Origin of the sequence: Variovorax multivorans (assembly GCF_051216835.1) — a bacterium.
Taxonomy (GTDB): domain Bacteria; phylum Pseudomonadota; class Gammaproteobacteria; order Burkholderiales; family Burkholderiaceae_C; genus Variovorax.
In genome coordinates this window covers 19,864-34,586 of the sequence record NZ_JBPJZL010000012.1, presented here as the reverse complement: position 1 = coordinate 34,586, position 14,723 = coordinate 19,864, and the positions used below count along the sequence as shown (strand labels likewise).

At 66.8% G+C, this 14,723-nt stretch carries 16 protein-coding genes; 3 read left to right on the top strand and 13 right to left on the bottom strand.

Annotated features, from left to right (window positions below; all coding sequences use genetic code 11):
* Positions 1-204 precede the first annotated feature (204 nt).
* From ACSFCA_RS27115 to ACSFCA_RS27065, 11 genes are all read right to left on the bottom strand, one after another.
* Positions 205-420, bottom strand: a complete 216-nt coding sequence (locus ACSFCA_RS27115) for a TOBE domain-containing protein (protein WP_007829250.1) — start codon at positions 418-420, stop codon at positions 205-207.
* Between the two features lie 58 nt (positions 421-478).
* The gene (locus ACSFCA_RS27110; RefSeq protein ID WP_435461683.1) at positions 479-1,075 is read right to left on the bottom strand and encodes a malonic semialdehyde reductase; all 597 of its coding nucleotides are present in this window, start codon (positions 1,073-1,075) and stop codon (positions 479-481) included.
* A gap of 16 nt (positions 1,076-1,091) precedes the next feature.
* Positions 1,092-2,381 (bottom strand): O-acetylhomoserine aminocarboxypropyltransferase/cysteine synthase family protein, encoded by a 1,290-nt coding sequence (locus tag ACSFCA_RS27105; RefSeq protein WP_435461682.1) that lies wholly within the window; start codon positions 2,379-2,381, stop codon positions 1,092-1,094.
* 39 nt (positions 2,382-2,420) lie between these two features.
* Positions 2,421-3,251, bottom strand: a complete 831-nt coding sequence (locus ACSFCA_RS27100) for an ATP-binding cassette domain-containing protein (protein ID WP_093074723.1) — start codon at positions 3,249-3,251, stop codon at positions 2,421-2,423.
* Between the two features lie 5 nt (positions 3,252-3,256).
* A complete protein-coding gene (locus tag ACSFCA_RS27095; RefSeq protein ID WP_435461681.1) occupies positions 3,257-4,225 on the bottom strand; it encodes an aliphatic sulfonate ABC transporter substrate-binding protein in 969 nt (322 codons plus the stop codon).
* 10 nt (positions 4,226-4,235) lie between these two features.
* Positions 4,236-5,084 (bottom strand): aliphatic sulfonate ABC transporter permease SsuC, encoded by an 849-nt coding sequence (gene ssuC, locus ACSFCA_RS27090; protein WP_258355142.1) that lies wholly within the window; start codon positions 5,082-5,084, stop codon positions 4,236-4,238.
* Between the two features lie 9 nt (positions 5,085-5,093).
* Positions 5,094-6,263, bottom strand: a complete 1,170-nt coding sequence (gene ssuD, locus ACSFCA_RS27085) for an FMNH2-dependent alkanesulfonate monooxygenase (RefSeq protein WP_435461680.1) — start codon at positions 6,261-6,263, stop codon at positions 5,094-5,096.
* Positions 6,263-7,219, bottom strand: a complete 957-nt coding sequence (locus ACSFCA_RS27080) for a sulfonate ABC transporter substrate-binding protein (RefSeq protein ID WP_435461679.1) — start codon at positions 7,217-7,219, stop codon at positions 6,263-6,265. The genes ssuD and ACSFCA_RS27080 overlap by 1 nt, the downstream gene beginning before the upstream one ends.
* 29 nt (positions 7,220-7,248) lie before the next feature.
* Positions 7,249-7,386 (bottom strand): hypothetical protein, encoded by a 138-nt coding sequence (locus ACSFCA_RS27075; protein ID WP_177142297.1) that lies wholly within the window; start codon positions 7,384-7,386, stop codon positions 7,249-7,251.
* 124 nt (positions 7,387-7,510) lie between these two features.
* Positions 7,511-8,095 (bottom strand): NADPH-dependent FMN reductase, encoded by a 585-nt coding sequence (ssuE, locus tag ACSFCA_RS27070; protein WP_093054572.1) that lies wholly within the window; start codon positions 8,093-8,095, stop codon positions 7,511-7,513.
* 97 nt (positions 8,096-8,192) lie between these two features.
* Entirely contained in the window at positions 8,193-9,233 is a 1,041-nt protein-coding gene (locus tag ACSFCA_RS27065) for a sulfate ABC transporter substrate-binding protein (RefSeq protein WP_093173969.1), read from the bottom strand.
* A gap of 147 nt (positions 9,234-9,380) precedes the next feature.
* On the opposite strand from ACSFCA_RS27065, the gene ACSFCA_RS27060 reads away from it, so the two are divergent.
* Both ACSFCA_RS27060 and mnmC read left to right on the top strand, forming a co-directional pair.
* Entirely contained in the window at positions 9,381-9,653 is a 273-nt protein-coding gene (locus tag ACSFCA_RS27060; protein ID WP_012748083.1) for an oxidative damage protection protein, read from the top strand.
* 7 nt (positions 9,654-9,660) lie between these two features.
* Positions 9,661-11,502 (top strand): bifunctional tRNA (5-methylaminomethyl-2-thiouridine)(34)-methyltransferase MnmC2/FAD-dependent 5-carboxymethylaminomethyl-2-thiouridine(34) oxidoreductase MnmC1, encoded by a 1,842-nt coding sequence (gene mnmC / locus ACSFCA_RS27055; protein WP_435461678.1) that lies wholly within the window; start codon positions 9,661-9,663, stop codon positions 11,500-11,502.
* Between the two features lie 10 nt (positions 11,503-11,512).
* On the opposite strand, the gene ACSFCA_RS27050 is transcribed toward mnmC, so the two are convergent.
* A complete protein-coding gene (locus tag ACSFCA_RS27050) occupies positions 11,513-12,316 on the bottom strand; it encodes a sulfite exporter TauE/SafE family protein (protein ID WP_258355146.1) in 804 nt (267 codons plus the stop codon).
* 154 nt (positions 12,317-12,470) lie between these two features.
* Between ACSFCA_RS27050 and ACSFCA_RS27045 the strand changes: the two genes are divergently transcribed.
* Positions 12,471-13,394 carry a transglutaminase family protein gene (locus tag ACSFCA_RS27045; RefSeq protein WP_258355147.1) on the top strand — a complete coding sequence of 308 codons (924 nt, stop codon included), beginning with the start codon at positions 12,471-12,473 and terminating at the stop codon, positions 13,392-13,394.
* Positions 13,395-13,419: 25 nt separating this feature from the next.
* On the opposite strand, the gene ACSFCA_RS27040 is transcribed toward ACSFCA_RS27045, so the two are convergent.
* Positions 13,420-14,640: a glycerophosphodiester phosphodiesterase gene (locus ACSFCA_RS27040; RefSeq protein WP_435461677.1), complete on the bottom strand. Its 1,221-nt coding sequence runs from the start codon at positions 14,638-14,640 to the stop codon at positions 13,420-13,422.
* Positions 14,641-14,723: the final 83 nt, after the last annotated feature.

Below are 14,723 nucleotides of genomic sequence, written 5' to 3'. Positions count from 1 at the left end.
CACGACACGGATCACGACCTCGCGGCGCATGCTATGGCGAGGTATTCAAAAGGGAGGAAGAGCCTTAAAAGATTCGATCGATTCCTGAAATTCAGCACAGTCAACGAATGGATGGCCTGTAAACCCCTGCAAACACACCACCCAAGAAACGAAAAAACCCGGCGCCATCACAGCGCCGGGTTGTCGCAGATGCCCGAGGGTCCGTCAGAGCTTCGCGATCGAAACCTCGGTCGACTTGACGAGCGCGACCACGTCGGAGCCCACCTTCAGTTGCAACTCGTCGACCGAGCGCGTGGTGATGACCGAGGTGACGATGCCCCAGGCGGTTTCGACGTCGACTTCGGAGACGACGTCGCCGCGGATGATCTCGCGGACCTTGCCCTTGAACTGGTTGCGCACATTGATGGCTTGGATGGACATGATGGTTTCTCTTTCGGATTGAAGTAAGCAGGGATGGATGGATGAATGGGCCGGAGCGTCAGACGATCTCGGCCACGTCGTCGAACGCCAGCCGGGGGCCGCGCTCGAAAGTACCGGCGTGGTCAGCCACGCCGAGGTTGACGAGGAAGTTGGCGCGGTAGCGCCCGTCGGGGAAGAAGGCCTTGTCGACCAGGTCGGCGTTGAAGCCCGACTGGGGCCCCGCGTCGAGCCCCAGCGAGCGCGCCGCCAGGATCAGGTAGGCACCCTGCAGGCTGCTGTTGCGGAAGGCCGTGGCCTGTGCGGCTTCGGCGCTCTTTTCGAAGAAGGGCTTGGCGTCGTAGGTCGGGAACTGCGTGGGCAGGTGCTCGTAGAAGCGCGTGTCGTGCGCCACGATCACCGTGACGCCGGCCGCCAGCGTCTGCGCGGTATTGCCCGCGGAGACGGCCGGCTTCAGCTTCGCCTTGGCTTCTTCGCTGCGCACGAACACATAGCGCGCCGGCTGGGCGTTGTAGGCGGTCGGGCCCCACTTCAGCAGGTCGTAGAGCTGGTGGATCAGCTCGTCGGTCACGGGCACGGGCCTGAACGCGTGCACGGTGCGGGCCTTGCGGAACAGCTGGTCCAGCGCGGCTTCGGGGATGGCTTGCAGTGTGGTCATTTCTTCAGAAGGCCTTTCAGTTCGATGCGGCGGCGAGCGCCTGGTCGAGGTCGGCGATCAGGTCGTCGATGTGCTCGATGCCGACGGACAGGCGCACGGTGTCTTCGGTCACGCCGGCCTTCGCCAGCTCTTCGGGCGACAGCTGCCGGTGCGTGGTCGAGGCCGGGTGCGTGGCCAGCGAGCGCACGTCGCCGATGTTCACGAGGCGCGTGAAGAGCTTCAGCGCATCGAGGAACTTCGCCCCACCCTCGCGACCTGCGCCGATGCCGAAGGTCAGCACGCCGCTGGAGCGGCCGCCGAAGTATTTCTTCGCCAGCGGGTAGTCGGGGTGGTCTTCGAGCGCCGCGTAGTTCACCCAGTTCACGGCCTTGCTCTGCTTCAGGTGCTGCGCCACCGCGAGTGCGTTGCTGCTGATGCGGTCCATGCGCAGTGCCAGCGTCTCGATGCCCTGCAGGATCAGGAAGGCGTTGAACGGCGAGATGGCCGCGCCGGTATTGCGCAGCGGCACCACGCGCGCACGGCCGATGTAGGCGGCCGGGCCCAGCGCCTCGGTGTAGACCACGCCGTGGTAGCTCACGTCGGGCTCGTTCAGGCGCCTGAAGCGCTGCTTGTGCTCGGCCCACGGGAACTTGCCCGAATCGACGATGGCGCCGCCGATGCTGGTGCCGTGGCCGCCCAGGTACTTGGTGAGCGAATGCACCACGATGTCGGCGCCGTGCTCGATGGGCCGGCTCAGGTACGGTGAGGGCACCGTGTTGTCGACGATCAGCGGCACGCCGTTACGGTGCGCGATCTCGGCGATGGCTGCGATGTCGGTCACGTTGCCCGCCGGGTTGCCGAGCGATTCGACGAACACCGCCTTGGTCTTCTCGTCGAACAGCTTCTCGAAGCTCGTTGGATCTCGGTGGTCCGCAAAGCGCGTGGTAATGCCGAACTGCGGCAGCGTGTGGGCGAACAGGTTGTAGGTGCCGCCATACAGCGCGGTGCTGCTGATGATGTTGTCGCCGGCCTCGGCGATGGTCTGGATCGCGTAGGTCACGGCCGCCTGGCCCGAGGCCAGCGCCAGCGCCGCGATGCCGCCTTCGAGCGCGGCCACGCGCTGCTCCAGCACGTCCTGCGTCGGGTTGTTGATGCGGGTGTAGATGTTGCCCGGCACCTTCAGGTCGAACAGATCTGCACCGTGCTGCGCGCTGTCGAAAGCGTAGGCCACCGTCTGGTAGATCGGAGGCGCGACCGCGCGGGTGGTCGGTTCGGGCGAGTAGCCGGCGTGCACCGACAGGGTTTCGAATTTCCAGTTCTGCGACATGCGACTGCCTTTCAAAAGGGGCGGATGGATGAAAGAAGCTCAGATCGCCCAGCGCAATGCGTGCGCGGGGGTGCTGAGCCAGCTTGCGTCGGTGCTCTCTGGCGCGGTGTCTTCCGGCTTCTGCAGCACCCTGTCGAGGATTCGTTTTTCAATGGCCGCGAAGGCCGGGTCGCCCTGCGAGCGCGGTCGGGCCAAGGCGATGTTCTCGTCGAGTGCGATGCGGCCGTCTTCGATGAGGATCACGCGGTCAGCCAGCGCCACCGCCTCCTGCACATCGTGTGTCACCAGCAGCGCCGTGAAGCGGTGGCGCTGCCACAGGTTCTCGATAAGGCGGTGCATCTCGATGCGCGTCAGCGCATCCAGTGCGCCCAGCGGCTCGTCGAGCAGCAGCAGGCGCGGGTGGTGCACCAGCGCGCGGGCCAGGGCCACGCGCTGGCGCTGGCCGCCCGAAAGGCGCGCCGGCCATTCGTTCTCGCGGTCGGCCAGGCCGACCTGCGCCAGCACTTCCTTGCCGCGCGCCTTGGCGTCGTTGGGCAGGCCCAGCGTCACGTTGTCGAGCACGCGGCGCCACGGCAGCAGGCGCGCCTCCTGGAACATGATGCGGGTGTCGTCATGCAGGCCATGCACGGCCTTGCCGTCGGTGTAGAGGCCACCGGCGCTCGGCTCTTCCAGCCCCGCAATGAGCCGCAGCAGCGTGCTCTTGCCGCAGCCGCTGCGCCCGACGATGGCGATGAACTGGCCCGGCTCGATGGTCAGGCGGGTGTTGCGCAGCACTTCGCGCGCGCCGTAGCGCTTGTGCAGGCCGCGCGCTTCGAGGCGCACGCCGCCAGCGATGGCCTGGGGTTGGATGTCTTTCAGGACGGCACTCATGGGCTTCAGGCTCCGGGTTTGAACAGCGCCACGTTCAGCGCATCGATTTTTCGGGGGAGCAGCTTTTCCGTGAAGAAGGCATCGGCGATGCGCTGCTGTTCGGTCAGGGCCTCGGCCACCACCGGGCGCACGGCATAGCTGCGGCGGCTGTTGGCCTGCTCGATGGTTGCGGCGTCGAGGCCCCACACGGGCGACAGCAGCGCCGCCGCGTCCTTCGGGTTCTGCTTGACCCACTTGCCGGTCTTCTCAAGCTCGGCGTAGACCACTCGCAACACGTCAGGCCGCGCCTTCGCGAACTTGGTGCTCGCGAGGTAGTAGCGCTGGTACGAGGCAATGCCCGCGCCATCGGCCAACACGCGCACCTTCGACTGGCGCTGTGCAGCGGCGAGGAACGGGTCCCACACCACCCAGGCGTCGATGGCGCCCTTCTCGAAGGCTGCGCGGCCATCGGCCGGCGTGAGGTAGGCGGGCTCGATGTCCTTGAACGACAGGCCGGCCTTGTCGAGTGCGGCGATCAGCAGGTAGTGCGCGCCGGCGGCCTTGGCGAAGCCGACCTTCTTGCCTTTCAGATCGGCCACGGTCTTGATCGGCGAGTCTTCCCGCACCACGATGGCCTGTGCAGCGGGCGACGGCGCTTCCTGCGCAATGAAGGTCAGGTCTGCTCCGGCGGCTTGCGCAAACACCGGCACGGTGTCGGCCACGTCGGCGCTGATGTCGAGGTTGTCGAGGTTCAGCGCTTCAAGCAGCGGCAGGCCGCTGGTGAACTCATGCCAGGTCAGCGTGACGTTGAGCGGCGCGAGCTGCTTTTCGAGCGCGCCCTGCGCCTTGAGTACGGCGATCAGCGTCGACGACTTCTGGTAGCCGAGCCGCACGGTCGCAGGCCGAGCAGCCACGCCCTGCGCAAACACCGCGCTGGCGCCAAGCGCGCCCAGCGTGGCGATGACGGTGCGACGGGAAACATGGAATTGCGTCATGCCCCTGCCCTCACTTCGCCTTCTTCTGGTAGCCCGGGTGCCACCGCAGCCACCATTGCTCCAGTCCGCGCGCGAACAGGTCAGCCAGCTTGCCGAGCAGCGCGTACAGCAGGATGCCCACCAGCACGATGTCGGTCTGCAGGAACTCGCGGGCGTTCATCGTGAGGTAGCCGATGCCGGCCTGCGCCGAGATGGTCTCTGCCACGATCAGGATCACCCACATCAGGCCCAGCGAGAAGCGCAGGCCCACGAGGATCGACGACAGCGCACCCGGCAGGATCACCTCGCGGTACAGCTGCCAGCGCGACAGACCGTAGGTGCGCCCCATCTCGATCAGTTGCGGATCGACGTTGCGGATGCCATGGAAGGTGTTCAGGTAGATCGGAAAGAACACCGACACCGAAATCAAGAACAGCTTGGCCGATTCGTCGATGCCGAACCACAGGATCACCAGCGGAATCAGCGCCAGCGCCGGAATGTTGCGCACCATCTGGATGGTGGAGTCGAGCAGCGTCTCGGCGAACTTCACCGAACCCGTGAGCAAGCCGAGCGCAAGCCCCGCCCCACCTCCGATGGCCAGCCCCGCGAGCGCGCGGCCCGCGCTGACCTTCACGTGCGTCCACAGCTCGCCCGACACTGTGAGGCTCCACGCAGCCTTGACCACGTCGACCGGCGCCGGCAGCACGCGCGTGCTGAGCCAGCCCAGCGACGACGCGATCTGCCAGAAGACGATGAGCCCGACCGGCACGAGCCACGGCACCAGCCGCCCGGCGACGTTGGCAGCAAAGCTCCTGAACGCGTTGCCCGCGTTGTTCTCGGTGGGTGCCACGGCCGGCAGCTCCTGAACTTGTTCGGTCATGGCGGTCCTTCAGCTTTGGGAGACGAGGCGCGACGGCGCATCGAGATTGGCAACGACTTCGCCGAACGGGCCGCTGAGCGAGCCGCCTGCCAGGCGCGTCTGCGCCTTGCGCGAGAGCAACGGGAACACCAGCTCTGCGAAGCGGTAAGCCTCTTCGAGATGCGGGTAGCCCGAGAGAATGAATTTGTCGAGGCCAAGCGCCGCGTACTCCTCGATGCGCGCGGCAACGGTCTTCGGATCACCCACCAGCGCCGTGCCGGCACCACCGCGCACGAGGCCCACACCGGCCCAGAGGTTCGGCGCGATTTCAAGCTCGGCGCGCGAGCGCTTCGCGCCGCCCGCATGCAGCGCGGCCATGCGGCGCTGGCCTTCGGAATCCATGCGCGCGAAGGCGGCCTGCGCACGGATGACGGTCTCGTCGTCCACACGGCTGATCAGTTCCTCGGCGGCCTTCCACGCGGCGTCTTCCGTCTCGCGCACGATCACGTGCAGGCGAATGCCGAACTCGACCTTGCGGCCCTGGCGTTCGGCACGTGCCCGCACGTCCGCGATCTTTTTCGCGACTTCCGCGGGCGGCTCGCCCCAGGTGAGGTACGCATCGACCTGCTCCGCGGCGAGGTCGTGCGCAGCGGCCGACGAGCCGCCGAACCACACGGGCGGATACGGCTTCTGCACCGGCGGGTACAGCAGCTTGGCGCCCTTCACGCTCAGGTGCTTGCCCTCGTAGTCGAAAGCTTGCCCGTCGTGGCTGCGCGCAATGATCTCGCGCCAGATGCGGATGAACTCTGCCGACTGTTCGTAGCGCGACGCATGGTCGAGGTACACGCCGTCGCCTTCGAGCTCGGCCTGGTCACCGCCCGTCACGAGGTTCACAAGCAAGCGCCCGCCAGAGAGCCGGTCGAAGGTCGCGGCCATGCGTGCGGCCAGACTGGGTTGGTGCAGGCCCGGGCGCACCGCCACCAGAAACTTGAGCTTCTTCGTCGCGCCGATCAGGCTCGAAGCAATGACCCACGGGTCTTCGCACGAGCGGCCCGTTGGAATGAGCACGCCCTCGTAGCCGAGGTTGTCGGCCGCGCCGGCGATCTGCTGCAGGTAGGCCAGGTCGATGGGGCGCGCGCCCTCGCTCGTGCCGAGGTAGCGGCTGTCGCCGTGCGTGGGGAGGAACCAGAAGATCTGCATCACGCAATCCCCGCGCCGGCGGCTTCGAGCACGTTGATCTTTTTCGGGATCAGCTTCAGTGCGAAGAAGGTATCGGCAATCTGTTGCTGCTCGGCCAGGATTGCCTTGGTGATGGCTGCAGTGCCGTAGCCCACACGGCCCACGGACAAATCGGCCACCGGCTTCGGCAGGCCCCAGAGGGTGGCCAGCTCGGCCGCGTAGTCCCCCTTGTTGGCTTCGCCCCAGACGTCGATCTTGTTGATCTCCTCGACCGCGACGGCCAGCACGTCGGCGTTCTTTGCCACGTAGTCGAGCGACGAGAAGTAGTAGCCGCGGTTGCCGACCACGCCGGTGGCGTCGGCCAGCACGCGCGCTTCGAGCGACTTCTCGGCTGCGGCGAGGAACGGGTCCCAGATGACCCAGGCGTCGACCGAGCCCTTCTCGAAGGCGGCGCGCGCATCGGCCGGCGGCAGGTAGACCAGGTTCAGGTCGGTGTACGGCAGCCCGTGCCTTTCGGCCAGCTTGACGATGAAGTAGTGGACGTTCGAGCCCTTGTTGAGCGCAATCTTCTTGCCCTTCAGGTCGGCCACGGTCCTGATGGCCGAGCCCTTGGGCACGATCACCGCTTCCGCCCGAGGGCGCGGCACTGTCGCGGCCACATAGGCCAGCGGCGCACCGGCGGCCTGCGCGAAGATGGGCGGCGCCTCGCCAACGTCGCCGAAGTCGATGGAGCCGACGTTCAGTGCTTCGAGCTGCACGGGGCCGGCGGTGAACTCGGTCCACTTCACGGTCACGCCTAGAGGCGCCAGGCGCTTTTCGAGCGTGCCGCGACCCTTGAGAACGCTCAGTGGCCCCTTCTGGTTTCCGATGCGAAGCTGGCGTGCAGGCGCCTGTGCCAGCGCTGCGAACGACGGCAGTGCAACGGCGGCGGCAACGCCCTGGATCAGGCGACGTCGGGGTGCGGAAATCAATGTCATGGCAATGCTTGTATGGATGCGCCGCGCGGTCAGGCGGCGGCAATGAAACTCACGATCAGCGCAATGGCGCTGACGACGATGACGCTCACGGCAAGATCGCCCAGCGCGTGCCAGAGGGAGCGCGGCGAGGTGTCGAGCACGGAGTCTTCGGTGGCAACGGGGGTCATGCGTGGATTCCTTGGTCTGCAAAAACTTCAGGCAAAAGCTGTCCCGCACCGCGCGCTGGCGGCTTTCAAAAACGGGAATGAGGGATAGGTCTGGGCAAGCCGGGCTCGCAACGAGCCCGTGCTTTCAGACGCTACATCGCACGCGCGAGAACGGAACCGGCTCGAAACCGTGCGTTGCCGGCAGCTTCAGGCCTTCGGTGGCCAGCACCTCGACGGCCTCGTTGAGTCGCTCGGCCAGGTCGTTGTGCACCTGGTAGGCGTTCTCGGGCGTCAGCGCAATCTGCGATTCGCTGGCGTACACGCCCGGCAGGATGTGGCGCGCAGACAGCGACTGCAGCACGGGCCGCAATGCGTAGTCGAGCGCGAGCATGTGGTGAGGGCTGCCGCCGGTGGCCAGTGGCAGCACCGTCTTGCCCTTCAGCGCGTTCTGCGAGAGCAGGTCCAGAAAGACCTTGAGCAGGCCGCTGTAGGCCGCCTTGTAGACCGGCGTGGCCACCACGATCACACGGGCCGCCGCCACCTGGGCGATGGCGCGCTCGATGGCCGGGTTGTTCCACTCGGCCAGCAGCAGCGCCTGCGCCGGCAGCTCGCGGATGGCAAGCCGCTCGATCCGCGCGTGGCGCTGGGCCAGCCGCTCGCCCACCGAGTCGAGCAAGGCGGTGGAACGGGACGGGGCCGTGGGGCTGCCGGCAATCAGGAGAACGGACACGGGAGGCTTTCTGTTTTCTTCGGAGATGTCGAGGCGAACCGTGTCACGGCGCTCGCGGAACGGGCGCCATGCAGGACCGGCTTGGTCGCGGGTCGAGTTACTTCTGCTTTGTCGTGTAGATCTGGTCGAAGGAGCCGCCGTCTGCAAAGTGCTCCTTGTCGGCCTTCGCCCAGCCGCCGAAGGCCTGGTCGATGGTCACCAGCGTCAGCTTGGGGAACTGCTTGTCGTACTTGGCCTTTGCCTTGTCAGACGTCGGGCGGTAGAAGTTGCGGCCCGCGATGTCCTGGCCTTCGTCCGAGTACAGGTACTTCAGGTATTCCTCGGCCACAGCGCGCGTTCCCTTCTTGTCGACGACCTTGTCGACCACCGCCACGCTGGGCTCGGCCAGGATGGAGATGGAGGGCACCACGATCTCGAACTTCTCGGGACCGAACTCCTTCAGCGCCAGGAAGGCTTCGTTCTCCCAGGCCAGCAGCACGTCGCCCACGCCGCGTTGCACGAAGGTGATGGTCGAGCCGCGCGCGCCGGTGTCGAGCACGGGCACGTTCTTGAACAGGTTGCCGATGTATTCCTTGGCCTTGGCATCGCCGCCGTACTTGCGCTTGGCGAACTCCCAAGCGGCCAGGTAGTTCCAGCGGGCGCCGCCCGAGGTCTTGGGGTTGGGGGTGATCACCTGCACGCCGGGCTTGATCAGGTCGTCCCAGTCTTTCAGGCCCTTGGGGTTGCCCTTCTTCACCAAGAACACGATGGTCGAGGTATAGGGGGCAGAGTTGTGCGGCAGGCGCTTCTGCCAGTCGGCCTTGACGAGGCCGCCGTGCGTGACGAGCGCATCGACGTCGCCGCCCAGCGCCAGCGTGGCTACGTCGGCGTCGATGCCGTCGATGATCGAGCGGGCCTGCTTGCCCGAGCCGCCATGCGACTGCTTGACTGTCACGTCCTGCCCGGTCTTGGCCTTCCAGTACTTGGCGAAGGCCTGGTTGTAGTCAACATACAGCTCGCGGGTCGGGTCATAGGACACGTTCAGCAGCGTCACGGGAGCCGCGCCGCCTTGTGCGAACGTCGGCAACGCCGACAGGGCCATGGCACCGGCCACGCCGGCACCCAGGGAAAGCTTGATAAAGTCGCGGCGGAGGCTCATGGTGTCTTGCTCTGAAAAGGCATATCAATGAAGCTGCGTATTCTCAATACGACATATAGAAACTGGAACGACCAAGTTTTCAGTTCTAAATAGCCAAATCAACTAAGCAACCGCTTTCCCCACTTTTCCCGTTCAAAGGCAATCGAAATGGCACGCATGGTTCAGTGCATCAAGCTCGGCAAAGAGGCCGAAGGGCTCGACTTCCCGCCCTACCCAGGCGAGCTGGGCAAGCGCCTGTGGGAAAACGTCAGCAAGGAAGCCTGGGCCGCCTGGCTCAAGCAGCAGACCATGCTGGTCAATGAAAACCGGCTGAATCTGGCCGATCTGCGCGCCCGCCAGTACCTGGCGCGGCAGATGGAAAAGCACTTCTTCGGCGAAGGCGCCGACGTGGCGCAAGGCTACGTACCCCCGTCGAACTGAGCCCGTCTTGGCCGCCGAGCCCGTCGCCTGGCGCGCCGACGGCGTCCCCCGCAGCGAGCGCTTCGACGACATCTATCACACCGAAACCGGAGCACTGGCGCAGTCGCGCCATGTGTTTCTGGGCGGTTGCGGGCTGCCGGAAGCCTGGATCGGACAGCCGCAATGGCTGGTTCTCGAAACCGGATTCGGGCTTGGCCTCAATTTCCTGACGACCTGGCAGGCGTGGCGTGCAGACGCCGAGCGGCCACGGATGCTGCACTTCGTCTCGGTCGAGGCGCACCCGGTTTCGGCTGACGATCTGCTGCGCGCGGCCGGGGCGTATCCCGAACTGGCCTCCCTCGCCCGCGAACTGGCCGCGCAGTGGCACGGGCTGCTGCCGGGCTTCCACCGGCTGGCTTTCGACGAAGGCCGCGTGCTGCTCACCCTCTGCATCGGCGACGTGCAGCCGATGCTGCGCGCCCAGCGCTTCGAGGCCGACAGCATCTTTCTCGACGGCTTCAGCCCGCAGCAGAACCCTGCCATGTGGTCGGAAGACACGCTCAAGGCCGTGTCGCGCTTTGCGCGGCAAGGCACGCGCATCGCCACATGGACGATTGCGCGGGCGGTGCGCGACGCGCTCAAGCAGTTCGGGTTTTCGGTCGAAAAAGACCAGGGCCTTCCTCCCAAGCGCGATTGCCTGCGCGGCGTGTTCGCGCCCGCCTGGACGGTGCGCCGCCGCGGCCCGGCGCCCGAGCGCATCGACACGCCGGGCCGCTGCGCCGTCATCGGCGCCGGGCTTGCAGGCGCGGCCGTGGCGGCGAGCCTTGCGCGGCGCGGATGGCAGGTCACCGTGCTGGACGCTGCCGACTGGCCCGCCTCTGGTGCCTCGGGGCTGCCGGTGGGCATGCTGGCGCCGCATGTGTCGCCCGACGACGCGCTGCTGTCGCGGCTCACACGCGCAGGCATCCGCGCCACGTGGGCCGAACTGACACGATTGCTGGAAGAAGGCCGCGACTGGCGCGCCACCGGCGTGCTGGAGCGCCGGCCCGATGGCGATACGCGCGTGCCGGCTGGCTGGAGCGACAGCGGCCCCAACGAATCGTGGCCTGCGAGCGCCGAGCAATTGGCGGCTGTGGGCCTGCCGGGCGATGCGCCCGCCCTCTGGCACGCACGCGCAGCCTGGGTGCGGCCGCATCGGCTGATCGCCGCGTGGCTGCGGCAGCCGGGTGTCGAGTTTCGAGGTGGGTGCGAGGTGGCGCGTCTGGCTCAGGACGCGAGCGGCTGGCATCTGTTCGATCCGGCCGATCAATTGCTGATCGACGTCGACCGCGTGGTGATCGCCGCGGGCTTCGAATCAGGCCGATTCGCCTCAAAGCTCCCTCTTCAGCCGGTACGCGGCCAGGTCGCCTGGGGCCAAATGACCGACAGCCTCGAATTGCCCGCCACGCCCCTCAACGGCGACGGCCATCTGGTCGCTCACGTGCCCGATGCCGAGGGCGCCCCGATCTGGCTGGCCGGCGCGACCTTCGACCGCGACAGCACGGACCTCGCCTCCACCGAAGCGGACAGCGAGGCCAACCGCGAGCGCCTTGCGCGGCTGCATCTGGCCGCGGCCTCCGCGCTGGCCCCTTCGTTCGCGCTCGGCCAGGTCAACGCCTGGGTCGGCATCCGCTGCGCCTCGGGCGACCGGCGACCGCTGGTCGGCCCGCTCGACGCCGATGCAGGCGGCCTCTGGGCCTGCACCGCGCTGGGCTCGCGCGGCCTGAGCTTTGCCGCGCTGTGCGCAGAACTGCTGGCCGCGCAGTGGCATGCCGAGCCGCTGCCCTTGCCCGCCACGCTGGCCAAGGCACTCGGCACGCAGCGACTCTGAACGGATCCGGTCAGCCCGCGCCCGATGCCCGCCAGGCCATCAGCAGCGCCATGCAGATCACCAGCACGAAGAAGTACCTGCGCAGCGCCCGCTCGTCCAGCCGGGTCGCCAGCCGCGCCCCGGCCGCCGTGCCGATCCACAACCCCAGCACGACAAAGCCCAGCAACACCCAGGGCAGCCCGTTGGCGACGCTGGCATAGACAAGCACCGCCGGCAACGCCAGCGGTAGCGCATTGATCGCCAGGCTCACCGCCTGCGCCCGGTGCTGCGAGTAATGCAGCGCCACCGTCAGCAGCGCCGTGATGGCCAGCCCGCCGCCGATGCCGAGCAAGCCCGACGACGCACCCGCGACCATGCCCACGACCACCAGCGCAACGACCGCCCCGCGCGGCTCATCGGCCTGCGTCGCATCTACGCCCGCAGCCTTCGCAGGCGACTTCAGCACGACCAGCGTCGCCAGCACCAGCAGATACCCCACGAACATCCACCGCAGCGCCGCATCGGCGACATGACTCGCTCCACGCGCGCCCGCATAAGCCCCAGCCAGAAACCCGAGCGAGATCCAGATCACCGTGCGCCACGAGGCCCCATGTCCCGACACCCGGTAGCGCAGAAACCCCGCCAGGCTGGTCGGCACCAACTGCGCTGCGAGCGAAATGGCCTGCGCATCGTGCTGCCCCAGGCCGGGCATCAACGCCAGCGCGGGCACCAGCGCCCCGCCAGGGCTCACACCGAGCAGCCCGGCCATCGCACCCGAAAAGATGCCGATCGCCAGCCCGCCCAGCACTTGAACGAGACCGAACGCTTCAGGCATGGCTGCTACGCGGGGCCTTGACCAGCGAAGCTGAAGGTGGCGGAGTACATGGCGGGCCGGAATCTCCTGGGTGAATAAACCCGAATCGACCCGGGCAAAGCCCGGACGGGCGCCGATTCTGCGGCATGTGCCCACGCCAATCCACCGTTTTGCCATGGGAACACTGAGAATGCACCGCATGGCCATCCAGTACGACATCAAGCACACCACCGTCTATCGCTACAACAAGCCGGTCACCTTCGGCTTGCACCGCGTGATGTTCCGTCCACGCGACAGCCACGACCTGCGCGTGCTGGCCACCGACCTGCAGGTGAGCCCACAGGCCTTCACACGGCTCATTCAAGACCCGCATTCCAATTCCGTCGCGCTGGTGCAGCCCATGGGCGAGGCGACCGAGCTGCGCATCGTGTGCTCGTTCACCATCGAGCACGTGCCGGCGCAGCAGGACCAGCTGGCGCTCGACCCGGCCGCCGAATTTTTGCCCTTCGCCTATTCGGTACAGGAGCGCCTCGACCTCGAGCACTACCTGCGCCCGCATCACGACGACGACAACCAGGGCACGCTGATCCGCTGGGCCCATCAGTTCCTGCACACCGACAAGCCCAACAGCACGCGCGAAGTGCTAACGCGCATGAACGCGCACATCGGCCAGAGCCTCGAATACAAGGCGCGCGACGAAGAAGGCACGCAAACGCCGCTCGTCACGCTGGCGCTGGGCAGCGGCAGCTGCCGCGACTACGCCCTGCTGATGATGGAAGCCGCGCGGCGCCTTGGCATTGCCACCCGCTTCGTCTCCGGCTATCTCTACGACGCCGCGCTCGACAACGCCGCCCAGACCAAGGGCGAATCGATGACCGGCGCCGGCACCACGCATGCCTGGCTGCAGGCCTACCTGCCGGGCATCGGCTGGCTGGCCTTCGATCCGACCAACAACCTGATGGGCAGCGGCCAGCTGATCCGCGTCGGCGTCACGCGCGACCCGGCGCAGGCGGCGCCCATCTCGGGCAGTTGGTACGGCGACGCCGAGGCCTACGAAGGCCTCGAAGCGACGGTGGTCGTCACGCGTCGCAAGAACTGAGCGCCGCCCGCTTCTCTTTCGCGCCCTACTTCGGCCGCGCCGCCCGATACGCCTTGACCACCGGCACCGCCGTGGCGGGGCTGTCGGCGAAGAGTCCGTCGATGCCCACGTCGAGGAAAGCCTTGATCTCCCCGGCGGTGTCGCCGTACACAGTCGGGTCGGTCTTGGGCTCTTTCTTGAAGCTGTCGAGCAGGAAGTTGTTCTCGGGCCGGATGGTCCAGATGTGGACCTGTAGCTTCTTCTCGTGCGCGTCCTTCACGAGCGTGGTCGGCGTGCCCAGCTTGCCGTTGACCACCGGGATCACGCTCGCCTTGTCCGCTCCGATGCCCTGCGCATAGGTCGCGATCTCGGCAAGGCCCTCGGGCTTCTTGAGGTCGGCATAGGTTCGCTTGTCGCCCAGGACCTCGAGGTCGTAGGGCGCGCCCGCCGAGTAGACAAGCTGGACGATCTTCACCGTGCTCTTCAGGCGGATGTCCTTCAGGTTGCCCGTCTCGAAGGACTGCACGAACACCGGAGCATCGGCCTTGTTCAGGTCGTGCTTCTGCAACGTGTCGAGCAGCTTCTTCTCCAGCGGCAGGCCGATCGAGCGGAAGTAGGTCGGGTGCTTGGTCTCGGGGTAGATGCCGATCACGCGGCCCTTGGCCACAGACTGGGCCTTGGCAAGCTGGATCACTTCGTCGAGCGTGGGCACCTGGAACTGGTCGTTGTACGACACGTTGGCCGGACGCAGCTTCGGAATACGCTCGCGGGCCTTCAGCTCCTTGAGTTCGGCCAGCGTGAAGTCTTCGGTGAACCAGCCGGTGATAGAGATGCCGTCAATGGTCTTGGTGGCCTTGCGGCCAGCGAACTTCGGCACGTCGGCCACGTTGGTGGTGGCCTCGATCACGTTGCCCGAGGTGTCGACGATGGCTATGGCGTTCTCGTGGCGGGCAACCAGTTCGCCGTCCTTGGTAGGCACCAGGTCGGGTTCGATGAAATCGGCTCCGTCGTCGATGGCCTGCTGGTACGAAGCCAGCGTGTGCTCGGGCCGCAACGCCGAAGCGCCGCGATGGCCGATGACGAGCGCGGGTGCGGCCTCCGCGGGTGCGGGCGCTGGCGCAGGAGCCGGCGGGGGAGCCGGTGCCGGTGGTGACGCCGGCGCAACGGGCAGCGCGGGCATGCCGCCGCCACTGCCACCACCGCATGCCGCCATGAACGCACAGGCACAAGCCGCCAGGGTGGTCCTGGAAAAAGTTAACAACTGCATTGAAATTCCCCCTATTTGTTTCTATCGATGCAAATACGCCCGCCTTTGGCTGCCGAGCAGGTTGGCGGCGGGCGCGCCGGATC